Source organism: Streptomyces sp. NPDC051567, assembly GCF_044454165.1.
Classification (GTDB): Bacteria; Actinomycetota; Actinomycetes; order Streptomycetales; family Streptomycetaceae; genus Streptomyces.
Window position 1 is genome coordinate 1 of sequence record NZ_JBITDK010000046.1, and the last position, 19,501, is coordinate 19,501.

A 19,501-nucleotide genomic window follows, 5' to 3' on the forward strand; every position below is an offset into this window, starting at 1 on the left:
CGGGACGACGATACTCAGGCGGGGCCTTGCCGACAACACATGCTCCTCCGATGAAACCATGCGACAGCGGCCCGCGGCCTGGACCGGGCACCGACGAAGCTGCCGCGCCCTTCAGCGGCGTCCCTGTCGCGGCCCCGCGAACATCATCCGTCGTGACGATCAACAGAACTGATCATTTAGCCGTCCTTCACGGGGCTTGAACATACTAGATCAGGTTCGACTTGGATAAAGCCATCGACTACCTCGCCAGAGCAGATGAATCGGTTAAAGCGAAGGTATAGAGCGGGAATTGAAGCGTCCAATAGAAATGCCACCCCCCGGAACCCGGGCGGTGAGGGATGCCAAAAAGGCCGTATTAGGTGATTTTGCGCCATGCCGAGAAGGCGAGTCCGGGCTCGGCCGTGTTCTGCCGGGTGACCCGCAGGCAGCCGTCGTGCCCGACCATCGCGACCACGACCCTGCCGTCGGCGTCGACCTGGACCGCGGGCAGGCCCTCGCCGGGCTCGCCGAGCGGCGCCCACCAAGCCCCGTACCCCTCCTGCTCGGTGGGGTAGGCGGCCACCTCGGGCACGCCCCCGGCACCGCGCTGCACCATGACCGTGCAGTCGTACCCGTTGATGGCCGCCCGGACGGTGCTCACCGGGCCCTCGCCGGCTTCCCCGCCCAGCAGCGCGCGGACGGCGGGGACGCCTGCTCCGGGTCCCGGCGGGCGGTGGGCGACGACGGTGCCGCTCGGATCCCGCCAGAAGTACGTGACCCGGCCCGGCCCCGTCTCGCGGCCGGTGTACGTCAGCGGGAGGGCGTCCCCGGCCGGCCGGTCGAATACCCGGAACCCGGGCTCCCCGGCCCCCCGGACCCAGTGCAGGGCTCCGCCCTTGTACCCCGCGAGCGCGTGGACGGAGCCCGCGGGCGTGCCCACCGGCGCCACGGGGGTGCGGACCCACTGGCCGCCCATGTGCTCCCAGGCGCCCCACTGGCCCTTCAGGTCGCGTCGGCGGCTGCGCACGCCCGTCCCGAAGAACTGGAGGAACACGTACAGCCCGCCCTGCGCATCGGCGGCCACCGAGGGGTTGCCGAGGCGATCGAGCGCCTCGTCGCCGCCGGAGAAGGGATTGCCCAGGCACTGCCAGTCGATGAGGGGGCGCCCGCTCTGGAACTGGGTCGAGACGACGACTTCGAGGCCGGCCATTCCGGCCGCCCCGCCCCGCCGGCGCCGCAGGGCCGTGAAGTAGACGAACCGGTCGACGCCCTGACTGAACGAGACCGGGCCCGCCAGGCCCTCCACGGGAAACAGCTCGGGTCCGGCCCAGTGCGCGGAACCCGGCGCGTCCTCCGTCCAGCGGACGATCCCGGCGGCCGTGGAGGCATAGGCCGTCAAACGGCCGTCGCGGCCCAGGAACAGCCAATCCGCCGCATGTGCCGAACCGGGCCTCACGGCTTCGGCCGAACTCGCCCCGGCCACAGCCGATATACCCGAACCATCAGGGGACTCAGCCGCCCGACCACGCCGTCCCATCAACGGACCACCTCTCAAACCCAGAACCGGGTGACCATAACACCGTCCTCGCATGCCCCCCGTACGCCGGTCCGCCCAGCGCGTTCGAGGCCGACGGGAAACCCGATGGAACCCCCGTCCGACGTACGCGTTGCCCAGCTCGCCCGTCCGCGCCCCGCTCGAAGGCAGTGGCCGGTGACCGTCTGCCGCCGCAGTAGCGCTGCTCGGCATCGAGAACGCGATCGGCCCCTACCTGCGGCCCTCGCCGCTCTCGCCCGGCTCGCGGCCCTGCTGGACCACGTCCCGGGCCAGGCCCGCATCACCATCGCCTGCCCGCTCCCAGCGAGCGCGGGGACGACTCTGGCCTGCGGTTTCACTCACCTCGGTTTCCGGGACGACCCCGCGCGGGCGGGGACCGCTCCCCGCGGGACGGGGCCACCGGTGGCGGCCCCGTCGTGGCGGTCAGCTCGTCCGTACGTGCACCAGGCGGCCCTCTCGCGTGATGCGGTCCTCGGCGAATGCCTGCATGATGCGCGGAAGTTGGTCCCGCTCCACGGCAGCGATCTTCGGGGTCACGCTCTCCGCGGTGTCGTCCACGTCCACCGGGATCGGGATCTGGGCGATGATCGGCCCCTCGCTGAGCGAGAGCGGGTCCCGGAAGCGGACCGTGAGCCCGAGTGTCTTCACGCTGTAGTCCAGGGCCGGGCCGATGGCCTCGTCGAGGTCACCGAAGGCGGGCAGGATGGTCGGGTACACACTGATGGCCCGGTCGGGGAAGTGCCGCAGGAAGTCCTCTTCCAGTCCTTCCGAGTAACCGCCGACGAGTACGAAGTCGGCCCCGGCGCGCTTGAGGTCGGCCGCCATCCGGGCGTCCCGTTCCGGGCGTGAAGCGTACTCCTGGACGGGGTAGGCGGCGACGTGTCCGATGCCGGCCTTGCGGGCCACGTCCAGAGCAGGGCAGACCCGGTTGGTGGCCACGGCGACCACCGTCCAGCACCCCGTCGAAGCAGGCGCTGAAGGCGTAGCGGAGCAGTGTAAGGCGGCTCCGTCGGATGCCTTCGGTGCCACGGCCAGGACGACGACCGCGAGGGCCGCGAGGAGGCCGCTGGTCATCACCGCCCGGGTCCGCCGCACCGGGCGCAGCCGGGCGGTGACCAGGGGCTGGAGGAAGAAGACTCCGGCGCAGTTCAGCGCGGACAGGGTCGAGGGCAGCCACGCTCCGAGGTGCAGCACTTCGACCGCGTACACGGGCAGGATCGATACGGGAAGGAGCCAGGCGAAGCTGAGGGCCGACTGGGCCAGGACCAGGGGCACCATCCACGACTGCCTCAGCACGTGCAGCCACGTCCGCGCGGTGGGTCCGCGAGCCGGGCGGACCGTGGGTGATTCCGGGCCCGGGAGTCGGGTCCCGGCCCGGACCTCCGCCGGGACCGGCTCCTCGGTGCCCTTGATCGTCATGAACAGCCAGGCGGCCACCACCGAGCTGGCCGCGTTGAGGATGATCAGGGTGGTGGCCCCGGCCTTCGGGTCGATGGCCAGGGCAGCGGCTCCGATCAGCGCGCCGACGCCGAAGCAGCCGTTCTTGATCGCTTCGGTCAGCGCGAACCACGAGTCCATCTCGGCGGTTCCGGTCAGCCGTTTGACGAAGTTCGGCCAGGCCGCCCAGTACATCCGGTCGGCGATCATGACGATGAACATCGCGCCGAACACGCCGAACCAGTCGGTGGCGAAGACGCACATCACGTAACCTGCCGCCGCGACCAGGTTGTTGATGACCAGCGAAGTCGTCCCGGCCGGAGCCCTCGCCCTGGTGGTGCCGCTGCCGGGGTCCGGACGGGCGGTGGGTGAGAAGGGCAGCACGGCCGTGAGGTGCGGCGGTGCCTCCTCGCCGGTGCCGCGCGGTTCGGCAGGTGTGCCGGACGCGCGTCGGCCGCCAGGTCGTCGAAGGCCGTGCCGAGGAGCTGACGCGTAACGGCCGCAGCTCGTGCGCGCGACTGTGGCGGGCCTGCCTGAGCGCCGCGGCGACTTCGGCCGGGACAGCTCTTCCCCCCCCGGGGCGCTCAGGCGGCCGGTGGCGCACCCCGCTGGAGCTTGGACAGCCCGGGCGGGTGTCAGGGTTCCTCCGGCGGGCGGCGGGACGTCGACTGCGCGGAGCGGAACGGCTCGTGAAAACGCTTTCCCGCCCGCGACACGGGCGAAGACCGTTACGTGAGGCATCTGCGGAGGATGAATTCGCCATTCCGCCACGATCTTGTGTAAAGCCCCTCTAAGATTCGCGGCGAGACGGTTCTCCGCATCTCTGTGTACTCCCTCATGAGCCGGGCGAAAGCCCCTTCCAGTGCTGAGAGCAGGGGATGACATTCACGAATGACGCCGCCAAGAGGGGCGCGCCCGATCCGCGCAGGCCGCGGTGGGGCGGGCTCGGCCGCCGTACCGTCGGCTGCCTGGGCGTGCTCGCCTTGGGAATCGGTAGTGGCTCGTTAGCCATGGCGCCTGCGGCCTACTCGCAGGCAGAAGAAGGATCGGTGACGGTCCGGGTGATCCGGGCCGTGGACAACAGCGGTGTGTGGACACCCGCGCTGGAGCCGGGCATCGCCGGTGTCAGGGTGGTCCTCACCGACGACGCCGGAGCGGGCGTCGAGGGGGTCACGGCGGCCGACGGCACCGTGACGCTGACTCCTGCGGAGGGCAGGGCCACCAACGGCAAGTACCGCGTCCAGGTGGTGAACCCGAAACCGGGTGTGCTGTTCCCGGCCTTCGCTTCCCGGCGGGGACTGGAGGGCGCGCCCGACCAGCTGAGCAGCAACGAGGAGTTCGTCGACCTCTCCGGCGACAAGAGCGTGGCGTACACCACCGGGCTGTGGAGTCCCGGCGACTACTGCCAGAAGAACGCGCCTTTGGTGACGACCTGCCAGCCGGCCACGCGCGAGGGCGGGACACAGCGCACGCTGGTCTCCTTCCCGTACTCCGCGCGCGGCCAGGACGGCGTCGACGTCAACGTCACGAACGTCGCCACCAACGCCGAGACCGGCACGCTCTACGGCATCGCCTGGAACAAGGCCGACAAGCGGGTGTTCTCCTCGGCGGTGGCCAAGCGCACCACGGACTACGGTCCGGGCGGCGCCGGGGGAATCTACGTGACCGACCTGGCGCGGAAGAGGACCACCTTGTTCACGGTCGTCCCGGACGCGGGGACGACCGTGCACGGCCCGGGCACCGACGACGGTTTCCTCGCCGCGCCCGGAAAGGAGAGCCTGGGCGGCATCAAGATCACCGAAGACGGACAGGACCTGTTCGTCGTCAACCTCAACAACCGCAAGCTCTACCGGTACGACGCCACGGTGGCGACCGCGACGGCGCCCGAGGCCGTCACGGCCATCCCCGATCCGGGCTGTTCCGCGGCGGCGGACTGGCGTCCGTTCGGCCTCGGCCTGCACGACGGCGTCGGCTATGTCGGCGGGGTGTGCTCCGGCGAGTCCACCGGGAAGTCCTCGGACCTGCGCGCCGTGGTCCTTCCCTTCGACCTCGCCACCGGAGCGTTCCGCGAGCCGGTCCTCGACCAGCCACTGGACTACCCGCGCGAGTCCACGATCGGCGCGCCGCCGTGCGACGGGGCGGGCTGGTTCCCCTGGACCAACACCTTCCCGACCTCCCAGAACGGCCAGGCGTGCTCGACCTACATCGCCCAGCCCGAACCGGAGCTGGGCGAGATCGACTTCGAGTCCGACGGCTCCATGCTGCTGGCCTTCCGTGACCGCTTCGGCGACCGCGCGCCGGCGGGGCCCACGCCCGGCTCGGTCGGCACCGTCCTGTCCGGCGGCGACCTGAACAAGGCGTGCCTGGTGAACGGCGCCTACGTGATGGACACCAACAACGGCTGCGGGCTCTCCCCCCGGGGCACCCGCTTCTTCGACACCAGCCGGATGGGTTCCCATCACAACGCGTCCTTCGCGGGGATGGCGTTCTCCAGGGTCGAGGACACCATCGCGACTTCGGGCTTCGACCCCAACAGCACCGCCTTCGGGTACGGCACCACCTTCAACAAGCGGGACGGCAGTCAGGACCCGAAGTCCGGTCTGCGTCTCAACCCGGCCGGGACCGCGGCCCCGTTCGGCAAGGGCGCCTCGATGGGCGACCTGGAGGTGCTCTGCGACCGGGCTCCGCTCCAGATCGGCAACCGGGTCTGGTACGACCCCGAGCGCACGGGCATCCAGAAGCCCGGCCAGCGCCCGGTCGCGGGCGCGACCGTCAACCTGTACGACGCGGCGGGCAAGCTCGTGGGGACGACGGTGACGACGGCGCGCGGCGAGTACTACTTCGACGACTCCAATGTCACCGGCGGCCTCCAGCCGAAGACCCGGTACACCATCCGGCTCGACAACCCGGCCGACTACGCCAAGGACGGACCGCTCCATCAGTGGGTGCCCACGGAGGCCGATGTCGGCGACAACCGCTTCATCGACTCCAAGGGCGTCGTCCCGCCAGGGGGGAAGTTCCCCGAACGGGCGCTGACCACCGGCGGGCCGGGAGAGAACGACCACACGTACGACTTCGGTTTCCGGCAGCAGGAAGGCGCGCTGCGCCTGGTCAAACACGACCAGGACGGCAGGCCCCTGGCCCGGGCCACGTTCCAGCTGTGGAAGGAGACGAACAGCGCCGAGGGGTTGCAGACCTCCGGCGCGAAGCCGGACACCCGGGTCGGCGGGCCCTGCGTGACCGGGACCGACGGCGGCTGCGGCGCAACCGGCACGCCGGGCACCTACTACTGGCAGGAGGTCAGCCCGCCGGACGGCTACTCCGCTCCGGAGGACCCGGTGTTCGGACCGCTGGTGCTCACCTCCGGCAACCTCGACGACGGGGTCTCGGTGACGGCGGTCAACAAACGGCTCCCCGGTCCCGAGCCGACGCCGACGCCGACATCGAAGCCGACCACGCCGGCACCGGGAGCCCCGGGGGCACCTGGAGCCCCCGGAGCGCCTGGGGCGCCGGGTCACAAGCCCGGTTCGGGCGGCCTGGCGGCCACCGGTAGCGGCTTGGTGGGTCCGCTGGCGGCAGGCTGCGGCGTGCTCGTCGTCCTCGGCTCGGCGCTGTTCGTGACGACGCGCCGCAAGCGAAGGGAACAGTAACCCCGGCCCCGGAGCGGGGCGGGGCGACCGGCGCCGGTGACTCTCCGGTCCGGCTCGGGCGGGTTCACGGACCGGAGAGGTCCGTGAACCCGCCCTCCCGTGCGACCGACGAGAGAAGGCGAGCGCATGATGACGAAGAAGAGGAAGACCGGTGGCCGTGCGCCGCGTCGGGCCCTCTGGTACAGGCGTCGGGCCCTCTGGTACAGAACGCTGACCGCGATCACGGTGTGCGGTGTCGTGGTGGGCGGCCTGGCGGCCTGGCGGGCCTTCTCCGCCGACACCGTCACCGACCGGCCGGTGACGACGGAGGAGGCGTCCAGGCTGGCGCTGTCCCGGCTGAGTCTCTACCGGGCCAGTCCCGTGGCGGTGACGCTCACCGCCGCCGAGGGCGGCGACGTGGTGGTGCGGGTCCAAGGGGTCGTGGACTACCGGAACCACAAGGCCGTGGGGACGTACCAGGTCACCGGCGCCTCAGGGGCCTCGCAGTCCTCGGGAGCCCCGGGGCCCGCCTCGGGGCAGCTCGATCAGGGGCTGATCGTCTGGGACACCGGCGGCCTCGGCCTGGCCCCCGCCCCCAAGGACGACGACAGCCCGTTCTGGCAGCAGGCCGAACGCATCCCGCGCTCCGGCTGGTCCGCACGCTCCTATACGACCGACCCCCTGGACGCCGGGCTCCAGTTGCTGATCGGGCTGGGCGCGGACCGCCCCGACAACCCGTTGCTGCTCGCGCGGTCCGGGGCGCGCTGGCTGGCGCGCGAACGCGTCGACGGCCGTGACTACGACCGGTTCGCCGGGCCGCGTGCCCGGGGTGCCGCGCCGGGCACGGGGCCCGACGGCGGACGGTCGCCGTTGACGTACTGGGTCGACGGCGACGGCGGCCTGCGACGGGTGACGATGCGGATGCCGGGTCTGGGTGTCCCGGCCACCCTGGAGTTCTTCGGACGCGACGGCCGCGCGAAGCTCCCCGAGGCGCCGTGGGTCACCCGCTGACCCGGCTCACCCGGCTCATACCCATGGCCCCGGTGTGTCCTCCGCCCCGGAACGGGGTGCCGCCGGACCTGCCGGACCCGCCGGACCGGGCTCGGGGCCGCGGGGCGGGCGGGGAAGGGGCCGTCGCGGACCGCCGGGGTCGTGCTCAGTGAGTACGCGGCACGGCGTCCACGTTCTCCGGGAGCGGGTAGGCGGCCGGGGTGACGGTCCCGGGCAGACCGGTCGCGGGACGGCCCGGGGCCGCCGGGTCCGGCATGGACGGCTGGGCGGGCGGGGCCGGTACCTCGCTGAACGGGATGCCGGGCGGCGCCTGCACCGGAGTCGTCCGGCCGACGGGCGGTGCCTCGCCGCGGCGGGTGCCGCAGCCCGCGAGACCCTCCAGGCCGTCCGGGCTCTGAGTGGCGGGCCGGTTGCCCGCGAAGCAGTTGCCGGGGTCGGCCGAGGCCAGGACGAGGTCGGTGCCGTTGCCGGTGACGTGGTTGTCCTCGACGCGGTTGCCGCTCGCCGGATGCCCCGGCGGATCGGTCACCACCACTCCGGCCGCCCGGTTGCCCCGGACCAGATTGCGCTGGACGCCGTTCCCGGTGCCGCCGCCGATGCCGATGCCGATGCCGAAGCCCCCGTCCGCCTGCTCGGGCGTGTCGGTCGCGTTGTTGTCGACGACCGCGTTGCCCGCGATCACCGCGCCGTGCTGCGGGGCGAGGGCCTCCAGGTCATCGGAGTTGACCGTGATGCCGACCCGGTTACGGGCGACCCGGTTGCCCAGCACGAACAACTGGTCCGACGCGTTGGTCAGTTCGACGCCGACGGCGTTGCCCTCCACGGTGTTGCCCCGGACGACGGTGTCGCAGGGCTTGCACTGGCCGACGTAGATGCCGGAGTCGGCGTGCCCGGAGGCGTACGAGTCCTCGATCACGCCCTCGCGCGCGTCGAAGGCGTAGATGCCGTACAGGCCGTTGTTGTACGCCGTCACCCGGGTCGCGCGGAAGCCCCGGAGGGCCGGGAAGCGCTCGGTGTCCAGCGGGTCGTAGGCGGAGCCCCCGGCGCCGCGCTGTTGCAGCCGTTCGTCGGTGACTCCGGTGAACAGCACGCCGTTGGCGAGGTAGCCGCGCACGGTGAGGTTCTCGACCACCGAGCCCGCACCGGTCACGGTGATGCCGTTGGCCAGCCGCACGCCACCGTCGAGGACCACCTCGTTGCGGTCCGTTCCGCGCAGCACCACGCGGGGCTTGGTGACGCGCACGCTCTCCCGGTACACGCCCGGGCCGATCAGCACCGTCTCGCTCTCGCGAGCGGCGTCCACCGCCTCCTGCACGGTGCGATAGTCCTGCGGAACCCGCAGCACGCTCCCCGCAGGATGCCGCGCTTCGGGGGCCGTCGTCTCCGGACCCGAGCAACCGGTGGCCGCCAGCGCGACCGCGACCACGACGACCGGCACCGACAGCCGCCACGGCGCCCGCGAGCCCGTCGACGGACCGCCCGGATGCGCCAACAGGCCTTGTAACGAGAGGATTTGCATGGACGTTGTTCTATCGTCTCCAATAGGCGCATGCCCACCGAACAGGGAAAAGAGCAGGGTCCGGACCGGCCCTCGGCAGCCCGGGTGGGGCGTCGCCGGGCACTGCTGGCCGGCGGAGCGGTCCTCGCGGCCGGGATCGGCGCGGCGGCCGGCGAACCCGTACGAGGCGACCGCGCGGACGGCCGGGCCTCCGACGGGGTCCCGGCGGCCCCGATACCCTTCCACGGTGCCCGGCAGGCGGGTGTCACGACACCTCAGCAACCGGCCACGCAGTTACTCTCCTTCGACCTCCCGCAGACCTCCGCCGGCGCCGACCGGAAGACCCTGCGTGACGTCCTCGGCGCGCTGACCGGCCCGCTCGCCGCCGCCGCGTCCGACGCCCCGCCGGACCCCCGGCTCCAGGGCGGTGGCACGACCCGGCTCACCTCGCTGGTCGGCGTCGGCCCCGCGCTCGCCGCCCGCCTCCGTCTCGGTGTCCCCGCTTCCCTCGCCGAACTGCCGCCCTTCCCCGGCGACCGCCTCGACCCGCGCCGCAGCGACGGCGATCTCCTGGTCCAGCTGTGCGCGGGCGACCGCTGGACCCTCACCGTCGTCGCCGAGCTCGTCGGCGCCGCCGCGCACGCCGCCGGTGCCGCGACGCGCTGGACCCAGTCCGGCTTCCTGCCCCACACGGCTCCGGGCACCACCCCCCGAAACCTGTTCGGCTCCAAGGACGGCACCGCCCACCCCGACCGGACGGCGGCCGAGCGGTGGGTCTGGGGGCCGCCCGGGGACCACCGGAACGGCACCGTGCTGGTCTACCGCAGGATTCACATGGACGTCGCTGGCTTCGCGGCTCTTCCCGAGGAGGACCGCGACCGGGCGGTGGGGCGCCGCATGCGTGACGGAGCCCCGCTCAGCGGCACGGAGGAGCACGAAGAGCCGGACATCTACGCCAAGAACCCGAACGGTTCCTACGTCATCCCCGCCACCGCCCATGTGCGCCTCGCCAGCCCACGCTTCGACGGCGGCGCCCGCATGCTCCGCCGGAGCTACAGCTACGACGACGGTCCGGCCGACCGCGGACTCCTCTTCTGCGCCTTCATGCGCGATCCGGACCAGTTCACCCGCGTCCAGGACCGCCTGGCCGCCCGCGACGCCCTGAACCCCTTCCTCGAACACCGGGCCTCGGCCGTGGCCTACGTCCTGCCCGGTGTCACGAGCGCCACAACCTTCGGCGAACCTCTCTGGACCTGAAACCCTCCGCACCACTGCCTTTGACCGACCGACCCATGAGACTCACCGGCGAACCACTGCCGAGGGTCTGTCCCGTGAACGATCTGCCGTGCCACCGGCAGCCGTGGGAGTTCCTCTGGGAGTCGATGCCGGGCGTCGATGCCGGGCGTCGACTGCTCCGGCGGGGAGCGTGTGGCATCACCGGGCTGGTGAGCGGACGCTCGTGTGAACACGGCGGGCCCACGCCGTTCGGGGACGGCGCGGGCCGGGAACTCGGCGGGCTGGGGCCGGATCGTGTGGGCTCGGCCCCTGGAAGGGCCACAAGGAGGAAAAGAGCACGGGCAGGCCGGTAGTTTCGGCTCCTGACGGAAGGAGCACCCGTGGCACCGGCACCCCAGCACGACACCGCGGACGAACTGATCCCCCGGCCGGAACGCACCCCGGGCGCCCTGCGTGCGGCTCTGGCCGAGGTGGACCCGTCCCGGCTGGAGGAGATGCAGCACACGATGGACGAAGCCCTCTCCCAGGCCCTCGGCCACAAGTCGCTCGCCCCGGTCCAGGCGTGGCTGCTGCTCTGGGCCCAGAACATCGAGATCGCCCGGCGGGGGGACCTGCGCACGCGCTACCAGCACGCACAGGACGCCCTGGCCCTGTACGACCAGCACGAGCACGACGACGAAGAGGCCGTGCACAAGGCCCTCGCCGAGATCAGCGCCGTACTCGACGAAGCGCAGCGGGCCGTACTCGGTTGAGCTGGGAGTGGGAGTACACCTTCGGCGCCGAGGCGGCATCCAGGACAGCACCGGCCCCTATTCCTGCGGGAAGTGGAGCGGTATCCATCTCGGCCGGTGCCGGAACCCACGCTCCCGAGGCGAGGCCGGCTCCCAGAACGGCTGTCCCGTCCACGGTCCCGGTCACGCTCGCGGGCGGCCTGGCGCGCGGTGTGCCGCTGTTCCTCGCGGGTGCTGTAGGCGCGGATGTCATCAGAAGTCGTCCCACACTCTTCTTGATCTGTGACGCTTCGCGAGTGGCTGCTCGCACACCTCATGCACTGGTGTGCACAGGGGCAGTGCCGTCGTGGAGCGGTGCCGCTCAGCGAGGGAACGGGCCAGGGCTGTCCGCCGGCCGTCCTGCTTCTCCAGGCGCCGCGCGCACAGCGACGAGGTCTGCCGGACCAGCGTCGTCAGCGCGAGGGAGTGCTCGGGGTCCTTGCGGTAGGGGTCGAGTACACAGTCCATGGCGCGCCGCAGGGCCGTCCAGTCGTCCTCGGCCACGGGGCGGTCCCGCAGTGCTGCGGCGAGTTTCTCCCCCTGCGCGTCGAAAGCGCCGAGGACCGCGTCCTCCTTCGTGCGGAAGTAGCACAGGAACGTGCTGCGGGAGACCCCGGCGGCGGAGGCGAGGTCGTCGAAGGTGACTTTGCCGAACCCTTCGCGGCGGAAGAGGTCGAAGGCCACTTGCGCCAGTTCCGCGCGCACGGCTGCGCGTGCGATGCCCTGCCCTTCATTCCGTGGACCCTCGTGCCTCCGCCGCTGCCAGGCCCGGCAGCGGCGGCCCCACCCACCCCCTGCGGATCGGAGACACGACCATGACCAAAACGCTGGGCATCTCGGCAGCGGAATGATCGGCGGCACGGTTGCCCGCCTCGCCGTCGACGCCGGACTCGACGTGGTCCTGAGCAATTCACGCGACCCTCAGACCCTCTCCGACCTGGTCGCCGACCTGGGAACACGCGTCCGGGCGGCATCCGTCACCGAGACGGCGCAGGCCGCCGACCTCGTGGTCGCGGCCGTCCCCCTGGGCGCCATCGGCAAGCTCCCCGTCGACGCCCTGGCAGGCCGCACGGTGATCGACGCGACCAACTACTTCGCCCAGCGCGACGGCCACATCGCCGCACTCGACACCGGAGATCTCACCTCCAGCACGTACGTGCAGCAGCACCTCCGCGCCTCGCGAGTGGTCAAGGCCCTCAACAACGTCTTCTTCCGCCATCTGCTCGCCCTCGCCCGCCCGGCAAACACCCCCGACCGCAGCGCCCTGCCCCTCGCCGACAGCCGGCCCAGCCAGCCGGGCTTCGCCCTCCAGGCCCTGCCCTACGTGCCCCGCCTCCCCGAGGGACTCGGCGAGCAGGAGATCCAGCAGTGGATCTTCCAGGCCCCCACACCATCCCCGCACCCGCCCACCGCATCCGGGAACTCCTGTCCGCTTCCGCCCTCTGAAACACCGGAACCGCCACCCGCCCGCGTACCGCAGAAGGCATGAGAAACGTGGGGTTTCTGTTACACGGATGCAGCAGAGTGGTGAAGGTGGCCCCGTAGGTTCTGGTGTGTCGCCGACCGGGGGAACCGGGGGAACGGCGGCTCATCGAAACGAGGGGAACTCCCGCAATGCGTATGCGTATGCGTAACGTCGTCATCGCCGCCGTGGCGTCCGCCGGCCTGACCATGAGCCTCGGGATGGTGGGAGCCGTCGCGACGGCCCACGCCGACACCGGGTCCAAGCCGGCCCACACCACGCCCGCCCAGCAGAAGACGAAGACCGGGAAGATCGTCGGACAGGTCGACCACCTCGCTCCCGGCAAAATCATCGTGACCCCGCTCAACGGGACAGGCCAGGCCCTGTGGCTGGCCACGGACACCAGGATCAAGGACCGGATGGGCGACCTCTGCTTCAAGAACAAGCCGCTCCCCTACTCCTGCACGCCTGACCAGTTCGAGGAGACGCTGAAGAAGCTCTCGTACGACCCCTGGGTCACCATCACCTACAAGGACGGTGTCGCCCTGACCATCACCAGCGTCGTCCCCGTCTGAACACACTGACCTCCCGGCCCACACGAACGAACGGGCCCTCCACCCGGGCCTGCCGGCCTCAGACCTGGGCGGAACATCCAGCGATGGCGGCCGGGTGCGACACGGTAACCGTACGGGTGTCGCACCCGGCCGTACTGAGCCAGATCCGCAGCGGGAGGGGGCGGCAGTCACCATCGTTCTTCGATGAAACGGGAGCATCCAGGCCAGTAGGGCGCCGGGACGGCAACTCACGTGCCATCGCTCACCCCGGATTCATGGACCTCGGCATGGCCACGATCACCGTCACCGCCACAGAACCCACCACCCCAACCCCCGTGGCACCCGCCCCACGAACCCGCAGGCCCTGCACGGAGGAGAGCAACGAAGCCTCCCGGACACATCCCGCCGGCCGTTGGTGTGCGGCCACCGAGCGCTGTCAGGCGGGACCCGGATCGTCGTGGGCCGTCGCTCGGGTGGACGGTCCTCAGGCCGGCCGTCCCAGCGCTCCCGACCACGAGTTCCGCTCGTGCTTCCGCTCCGGCGCGGCCCGGAAGTTCAGCCCCATGCCCGTTCAACGACGCCGCTGGCGGAAATGATCGCTCGTTCGCATCACGCGGGCCAGGGTCGGAGCAGTCGCGGCGGGTGAAACCGAACGGGCCTTGCCCCAAGGCCCTTGAGGCGGAGGACCCCGTCACCGATCACGTGGACCTCACCGCCGATCAGGACGACGAGCACGTCCTCGCGGGTCCCACGGGTCGAGGCGTGCGGGAGGGCAGGGCGACCGTTTCCAGGGCTCACGTTCGAGCAGGTCGTCAGGGGAGGCTGGACGGGCTGACCGGCTGACCGGGCGTCGGCGGGAAACCGGCGTGGAGTGGGTGTGAGTTGCGAGGGGTGTCGACGGTCACGGTGAAGCCCTGCGAGAGTCAGCTCGAAGCACTCGAAGAATTTCGGCTGCACCGTCCCCCTCACCCTCCTGGAGGTCAGCCTCGTGCCCCGCACCGATACCGACGCACCCGCCCCGGGGACACCGCAATGGTGGACCTCGCGCCCGGTCCGCCCCGACCGGCCCGGGCGAGGCCGGCCGCCGCGCTCGTTCGAGCGGATCGTCGATGCCGCGTCCGCACTCGTGGACGAGGTCGGAACCGGCGCTTTCAGCATGCGCCTGCTCGCCGACCGGCTCGGCACGGGCACCGCGACGCTCTACCGCCACTTCGCGAGCAGGGAAGAGATCATGGTCTTCGTCGTGGACCGCCTGTTCGCCGGCATCGCGGCCACGACCGCCGAGCACCGGCCTTCCACCTGGCAGGATGCGGCGCGCGACATGTCCCTGCGCTTCCGGGACGTCCTCGCCCGGCATCCCCACGTGGTGCCGCTGCTGGTTTCCCAGGTACCCATCGGGCCCGGCGGCCTGGCGGTCCGTGAGCGGATCGTCGCCGCGCTGGTGGGGTTCGGCTTCTCCCCGCACCTCGCCGCCCGCGCCTACACGACGATCGCGCACTACGTCATCGGATTCGCCGTCCAGCAGCAGGCCCCGGACACTCCCGGACCCGAGGAGGCGGCAGCCCTCGGTGCCTACTTCCGGACCCTCGATCCCGGGGCGTATCCGTTCACGGTCGCCGCGGCGGACGCGCTGACCACGATGTCGTCCGAAGACGAATTCGCCGAGGGCCTCCAGTTCATTCTCGACGGCATCGACGGCGCGCGCGGCCGGCACGGCAGGAATGCGGGGCATGGAGGGCCTGGAGGGCCTGGAGGGCCTGGAGGGCCGCCCAGCGCTTGACACCACACAATAACGGATACAGTGTTGCCGTTATGAGGAACTGGTCCGCGCCCGACACCGATTCACGGTTCGCACCGGTGGACGGCCTGCGAGTGCACTACAAGCGCGCCGGACAGGGCCGGCGGGCGGTCCTGCTGCTGCACGGAAGCGGTTCGTCGCTGCACGGCTTCGACCGCGTGGCGGCCCGGCTGGCGGCATCGTTCGACGTCATCCGCCCCGATCTGCCCGGGTTCGGGCTGACGGGCCCGCGTCCGGACCGTGACTACCGCGTTCCCGCGTACGCGTCGACCGTCGACCGGTTCATGGAGGCGCTGGGCGTCCCCGGCTACGCCGTCGTCGGCAGTTCCCTGGGCGGCAACATCGCGTGGAATCTCGCGCTGGACCATCCCGCGCGAGTGGACGCCCTGATCCTGGTCAACGCCACGGGTTACCCGGAGAAGTCACTGCCCCAGGGCCTGCGCCTGGCCCGCAGTCCACTGCTGCGCCCGCTGCTGCGCAGGTGGCTCCCGCGCGGCGTGACCGAACGCAACCTGCGCTCCCTCGTCGGACCGCGCGCCGTCGTCGTGGACGACGCGATGGTGGACCGGGTGCACGCGCTGACGAGCCTCCCGGGGAACCGGTCCGCGCTCATCGACTTCGCCAACACCGTTCAGGCCGACCGCAGCCCGGAGATCCCGCGCATATCCGTGCCCACGGCGGTACTTCGCAGCGGCAGCGTGGACGGACAGCGTTTCGCACGCGACATCCCGGGGAGCAGGGAACTGATCCACGCCGACGGCGGACACCTGCTCCCGGAGGAGGACCCCGACTGGGTGGCCGCAGCCGTCGAGGAATTCCTGGGGCACCCGCGATGAGGTCCTCCGTGGCGCGACGAGCCGCTGTCCGTACGCCGGATCACCGGCCTCACCGAAGAACGCGACCCGGCCCGGCCCGCCCGGGCAGCGGCCCCCGGCACGTCGTCGGCACCTGGAGGGGAGCCCTCGTCGCGATGGCGTACGGGAACCCGAGCACGGCCCTGGTCCCGACGGCGGCCCCTGGGCGGCGGTTACGCAGTGCCCGGGCGGTCCGCTTCGTCATCCGGCGCTCCGGGCACCGGATTCCAGAACACCATCCGTCCCACAACGTCCGCGATCCACGACGGTCCGCCGAGACGGCCGCGATGGTCCGCGAGACCTACACATGCGAGGGCTCCTTGTCCACACGGTTCACGACCCTGCAGTACTTCCCACGGTCCGGCCGCGCCGGGCTGTACACGCGGACCGGGCGGCTACCGGTGCCGGTGCCGGCCATGCTGCCGTGGGGCGCGGACGGCCACGTCGCACCTCTTTGCCGCCCCGGCACGGTTCACGAGGCGCTGCGGCCGGAGCAGGGCCAGGGCCACGTCATGGACGACCGCGGTCGTCCGGCCCCCTTCGAACGCCCCCGTAGGGTCGGTGACGGGCCGACGGCGTCCGTGGCCTCCGCCTCCTGCGCGTACGGGATCTGCTCATGAACGGCCCGAACCTCGACGTCCTCGTCGTCGGCGCCGGACCGGCCGGTACAGCGCTGGCCGTCGACCTCGCCCGCCGGGGCCTCGACGTCCGGATCATCGACAAGGCGCCGCACGCCTTCGACGGCTCACGCGCCAAGGGTGTCCAGCCCCGCACGCTGGAGCTGCTCCACGACCTCGGCGCACTGGACGACGTCCTCGCCGGGGGCGGCGTCTACCCGCCTCTCGGCATCCACCTCGGGCCGCTGACGGCGCCATGGCGGATGTACCGCGTGCGCCGGGCGACCCCGGACGTCCCGTATCCGAACACGTGGCTGATCCCGCAGTACCGCACGGACCGCGCGCTGCACGCCCGGCTCGGCCGCCTCGGCCGGACCGTCGAGTTCGGCAGGCAACTCGTCGGCTTCACCCAGGGCCCGGACTCGGTCACCGCCACGGTGACCGATGACGGCGGCAAGGAGGCGGAGAGGATCACCGCGCGCTACCTCGTCGGGGCCGACGGCGGCTCCAGCGCCGTACGCAAGCAGCTCGGCATCGGCTTCGTCGGATCGACCGACGAGCAGGACCGCATGATCATCGTCGACGCCCGGACCACCGGGCTCTCCCGCGACCGATGGCACGTATGGCCCGGCCCGGGCGGCCGGTTCGTCGGCGCCTGCCCGCTGCCGGACAGTGACCTGTTCCAGTGGATGGTGCGGCTGGCACCCGGTGAGGAAGCGTCCCTCGACGAACAGCAGCTCAACGAGCGGATACGGTCCCACACCCGCGACCGGCGGCTGAAGCTGAGCGGCATCCGGTGGAAGTCGGTGTTCCGGCCCAACATCCGCCTGGCGGAGCGCTACCGCTCCGGACGGGTCATGATCGTCGGTGACGCCGCCCATGTGCACACGCCCGCCGGTGCTCAGGGCCTGAACACCGGTGTCCAGGACGCGTACAACCTCGGCTGGAAGCTCGGCCAAGTGCTGGCCGGAGCCGATGACCGGCTCCTGGACAGCTATGAAGCCGAACGGCTTCCCATCGCCGCCTCCGTCCTCGGCCTGTCCACGGCGAAGTACGAGGCGCTCTCCGCCTACAGCACTTCGGCCATTCGGCGTGGCGGGGACGAAAGCCAGCTCGGCCTGAGCTACCACGGCGGCCCGCTCGCACCCGGTCACGGCGACCGTACGAAGACGCTGCGGGTCGGGGACCGGGCTCCCGACGCCGAACTGCCGCACCCCGGCGCGGACGCCGCCGGCCGTGTCCCGGCACGGCTGTTCGACCTCTGCCGCGGGCCCCATTTCACCGCCGTCGCCTACGGGACCCGGGCCGCCCAGGCCCTCGACCGCCTCGACTGGGCCCCGTCCGGCGCGCGGCTGAAACGCATCACCGTCGACGCCACCGACGCGGGCATACAGACCTTCCGCCGCGCCTACGGTCCGACCGGCGACACCCTGCTGCTCATCCGCCCCGACGGCTACATCGGGCACATCGCGACCGACGACTGGCTCAACACCACACACGCCGCCGCGCGGACGATGACACCCCCGAAAGGCCACACCGATACGAATGCCTTCGCATGACCCGCACCCCGGGCCCCAAACCGACCCGCACCCTTCCCTGGCAGACCATCACCACCCACCCCACCCGCACCCGGCCGGTCCCAACGCGCAGACCGTTCGCCAGAACAACCCTGTTCGGCCCCCTGGGAGCCGAACAGCAACACAGGCAGCACGACGCGCTGCGGGAGACGGGACTCGCCCAGCCCGTCGCCGTCGCGGTGTCACGGCCCCCACGCGGGATGTGTGCCGTCACACAGTCAGAGGGGGCCGGGCGCTGTGGACGGCCACGGACCGCGACGAGCGGCCCGGGCCGACCGCGACCGCTTGCCTTCAAGGGGCTCCCCTGGTCGCGCGCCATCAGGGGTTGGAAGGCGCGGCGTGACCAGCGGGACCACGGTGACCGCCTGGCGGGTGGCCGCCGAGCACAGTTCCACGAGCGCCGCAAGAGATACCCGACCTCAGCAGATTCCTGACATCGGGCATCTCCGTGTGCGGCAGGCCGTAGCGCCGGTCAGTTGGTGAAGACCTGGACGATCCTGTTCCCTGCCACTGCGACGCCCGTCTTCGAGAAGTTGCAGTTCTTGATGTTGCCCGCGTGGCCGGAACTCTTGAGCCAGCCGTCCACGTGCGTCTGCGCGTCCCCCGAGCCCCAGGCGATGTTCTCCGCGGAGGCGCTGAAGGTGGCCCCGGCCTTCTTCAGCCGGTCGGCCACGGTGGAGCCGTCCGATCCCACGTGGTTGGTGGTCGTGTCGTTCGCGTACTCCTGGGCTGCCCTGGTGAGGGCCGGGTTGACCGCGAGGGGCTGACAACCAGCCTGTGTGCGCGCCTGGTTCACCAGATTGACTATCTGGCCGGGGTCGACCTGCGCGGGGAGCACGGCGCGCGCGGTCACCTCTGCCCGCGGCGCCGCGGTCGCCGCCGTAGCGCCGCCGACGGTTCCCGCGAGTACCAGCAGTGAGGACGCGCACGCGAAGGTGCACCTGCGCCGTATTCGGGCTGATGCGAGGGACATGGGGTGACCTTCCTTCTTTCGACAGGTGCGGCGGACACGGCTGCGGCGCCGCTTGACCCCCCGTCCCCTCCGATTCTCCGCCGCCCCCTCCCCAACCGCATCTTCCGGCACCGAACCCGCAGGTGAACCGGGCCTCCGACCGCCGGACCGGGGAGACCGACCAGCTCCGACCCGGCATAGCTGCCGCGAAGGTGAGTTGACACTGGAGGCGATCTCGTCCCGGCCCGTCGCGCCCCGGCATGTCCCCGGCCCCATGTCACAACCATGTCGGTCAGCGCGGAAGACAAGGTCGCGGAGCGGGGCTTCCTCGCCGGTGTGCCGCGTGTCCGTGTCCGTGCCGCGTGTCCGTGTTCTTGTCCATGCCACCACGGTGCACGCCGAAGAAGACAGTTCACGTCACCCCGGTGTCCCCGTACCGCGCGCCCCGGATCTACCGGCCCGGCGTGTGCCCGGACGTGCCCTCGGACCGGAGCCGGGCGACGCCGACCGGACGTTCGCCGTTGGGCGGGAAGGTGTCCGATGTCGATGGTGGGGAAATGCCTCCGGGCCGG

General features: G+C 71.6%; 14 protein-coding genes. 9 read left to right on the top strand and 5 right to left on the bottom strand.

All coding sequences use genetic code 11. The annotated features are described in order from the left end of the window. Window positions 1-355: 355 nt before the first annotated feature. Both ACIA5F_RS29655 and ACIA5F_RS29660 read right to left on the bottom strand, forming a co-directional pair. Window positions 356-1,378, bottom strand: a complete 1,023-nt coding sequence (locus ACIA5F_RS29655) for a hypothetical protein (protein WP_399358302.1) — start codon at window positions 1,376-1,378, stop codon at window positions 356-358. Between the two features lie 579 nt (window positions 1,379-1,957). After that, the gene (locus tag ACIA5F_RS29660; RefSeq protein ID WP_399358304.1) at window positions 1,958-3,355 is read right to left on the bottom strand and encodes an MFS transporter; all 1,398 of its coding nucleotides are present in this window, start codon (window positions 3,353-3,355) and stop codon (window positions 1,958-1,960) included. Window positions 3,356-4,020: 665 nt separating this feature from the next. Here ACIA5F_RS29660 and ACIA5F_RS29665 point away from each other — a divergent pair. Continuing rightward, entirely contained in the window at window positions 4,021-6,621 is a 2,601-nt protein-coding gene (locus tag ACIA5F_RS29665) for an SdrD B-like domain-containing protein (RefSeq protein ID WP_399358305.1), read from the top strand. A 126-nt stretch (window positions 6,622-6,747) separates the two neighbouring features. Further along, window positions 6,748-7,611: a hypothetical protein gene (locus ACIA5F_RS29670; protein WP_399358307.1), complete on the top strand. Its 864-nt coding sequence runs from the start codon at window positions 6,748-6,750 to the stop codon at window positions 7,609-7,611. A gap of 145 nt (window positions 7,612-7,756) precedes the next feature. Here the strand turns inward: ACIA5F_RS29670 and ACIA5F_RS29675 are convergent, their stop codons facing one another. Next, window positions 7,757-9,130, bottom strand: coding sequence for a right-handed parallel beta-helix repeat-containing protein (locus ACIA5F_RS29675; RefSeq protein ID WP_399358309.1), 1,374 nt, complete (start codon window positions 9,128-9,130; stop codon window positions 7,757-7,759). A gap of 30 nt (window positions 9,131-9,160) precedes the next feature. Between ACIA5F_RS29675 and ACIA5F_RS29680 the strand changes: the two genes are divergently transcribed. Together ACIA5F_RS29680 and ACIA5F_RS29685 are read left to right on the top strand one after the other, a co-directional pair. Beyond that, a complete protein-coding gene (locus ACIA5F_RS29680; protein ID WP_399358311.1) occupies window positions 9,161-10,366 on the top strand; it encodes a Dyp-type peroxidase in 1,206 nt (401 codons plus the stop codon). Between the two features lie 359 nt (window positions 10,367-10,725). Continuing rightward, on the top strand, window positions 10,726-11,097 hold the full coding sequence (locus ACIA5F_RS29685) for a hypothetical protein (protein ID WP_399358313.1): 372 nt from the start codon (window positions 10,726-10,728) through the stop codon (window positions 11,095-11,097). 231 nt (window positions 11,098-11,328) lie between these two features. On the opposite strand, the gene ACIA5F_RS29690 is transcribed toward ACIA5F_RS29685, so the two are convergent. Then, complete coding sequence (locus tag ACIA5F_RS29690) at window positions 11,329-11,820, bottom strand: TetR/AcrR family transcriptional regulator (RefSeq protein WP_399358315.1); 492 nt, start codon at window positions 11,818-11,820, stop codon at window positions 11,329-11,331. 142 nt (window positions 11,821-11,962) lie between these two features. On the opposite strand from ACIA5F_RS29690, the gene ACIA5F_RS29695 reads away from it, so the two are divergent. The 5 genes from ACIA5F_RS29695 to ACIA5F_RS29715 all read left to right on the top strand — a co-directional run bounded on the left by ACIA5F_RS29695 (window position 11,963) and on the right by ACIA5F_RS29715 (window position 17,959). Then, entirely contained in the window at window positions 11,963-12,604 is a 642-nt protein-coding gene (locus tag ACIA5F_RS29695; RefSeq protein WP_399358317.1) for an NADPH-dependent F420 reductase, read from the top strand. A gap of 131 nt (window positions 12,605-12,735) precedes the next feature. Then, window positions 12,736-13,152 (top strand): hypothetical protein, encoded by a 417-nt coding sequence (locus ACIA5F_RS29700; RefSeq protein WP_399358319.1) that lies wholly within the window; start codon window positions 12,736-12,738, stop codon window positions 13,150-13,152. Window positions 13,153-14,119: 967 nt separating this feature from the next. Further along, window positions 14,120-14,911 carry a TetR/AcrR family transcriptional regulator gene (locus ACIA5F_RS29705; RefSeq protein WP_399358321.1) on the top strand — a complete coding sequence of 264 codons (792 nt, stop codon included), beginning with the start codon at window positions 14,120-14,122 and terminating at the stop codon, window positions 14,909-14,911. A 32-nt stretch (window positions 14,912-14,943) separates the two neighbouring features. Beyond that, the gene (locus ACIA5F_RS29710; RefSeq protein WP_399358323.1) at window positions 14,944-15,765 is read left to right on the top strand and encodes an alpha/beta fold hydrolase; all 822 of its coding nucleotides are present in this window, start codon (window positions 14,944-14,946) and stop codon (window positions 15,763-15,765) included. Between the two features lie 634 nt (window positions 15,766-16,399). Next, window positions 16,400-17,959: an FAD-dependent oxidoreductase gene (locus ACIA5F_RS29715; protein WP_399358325.1), complete on the top strand. Its 1,560-nt coding sequence runs from the start codon at window positions 16,400-16,402 to the stop codon at window positions 17,957-17,959. A 490-nt stretch (window positions 17,960-18,449) separates the two neighbouring features. On the opposite strand, the gene ACIA5F_RS29720 is transcribed toward ACIA5F_RS29715, so the two are convergent. Next, window positions 18,450-18,950 (bottom strand): CAP domain-containing protein, encoded by a 501-nt coding sequence (locus ACIA5F_RS29720; protein ID WP_399358327.1) that lies wholly within the window; start codon window positions 18,948-18,950, stop codon window positions 18,450-18,452. Window positions 18,951-19,501: the final 551 nt, after the last annotated feature.

What these genes read in the sequence shown, in the direction of transcription:
- ACIA5F_RS29670 (WP_399358307.1), top strand. Translation starts at nt 6,748, where the DNA reads ATGATGACGAAGAAGAGGAAGACCGGTGGCCGTGCGCCGCGTCGGGCC.
- ACIA5F_RS29675 (WP_399358309.1), bottom strand. Translation starts at nt 9,130, where the DNA reads ATGCAAATCCTCTCGTTACAAGGCCTGTTGGCGCATCCGGGCGGTCCG.
- ACIA5F_RS29680 (WP_399358311.1), top strand. Translation starts at nt 9,161, where the DNA reads ATGCCCACCGAACAGGGAAAAGAGCAGGGTCCGGACCGGCCCTCGGCA.
- ACIA5F_RS29695 (WP_399358317.1), top strand. Translation starts at nt 11,963, where the DNA reads ATGATCGGCGGCACGGTTGCCCGCCTCGCCGTCGACGCCGGACTCGAC.
- ACIA5F_RS29700 (WP_399358319.1), top strand. Translation starts at nt 12,736, where the DNA reads ATGCGTATGCGTAACGTCGTCATCGCCGCCGTGGCGTCCGCCGGCCTG.
- ACIA5F_RS29710 (WP_399358323.1), top strand. Translation starts at nt 14,944, where the DNA reads ATGAGGAACTGGTCCGCGCCCGACACCGATTCACGGTTCGCACCGGTG.
- ACIA5F_RS29715 (WP_399358325.1), top strand. Translation starts at nt 16,400, where the DNA reads ATGAACGGCCCGAACCTCGACGTCCTCGTCGTCGGCGCCGGACCGGCC.
- ACIA5F_RS29720 (WP_399358327.1), bottom strand. Translation starts at nt 18,950, where the DNA reads ATGTCCCTCGCATCAGCCCGAATACGGCGCAGGTGCACCTTCGCGTGC.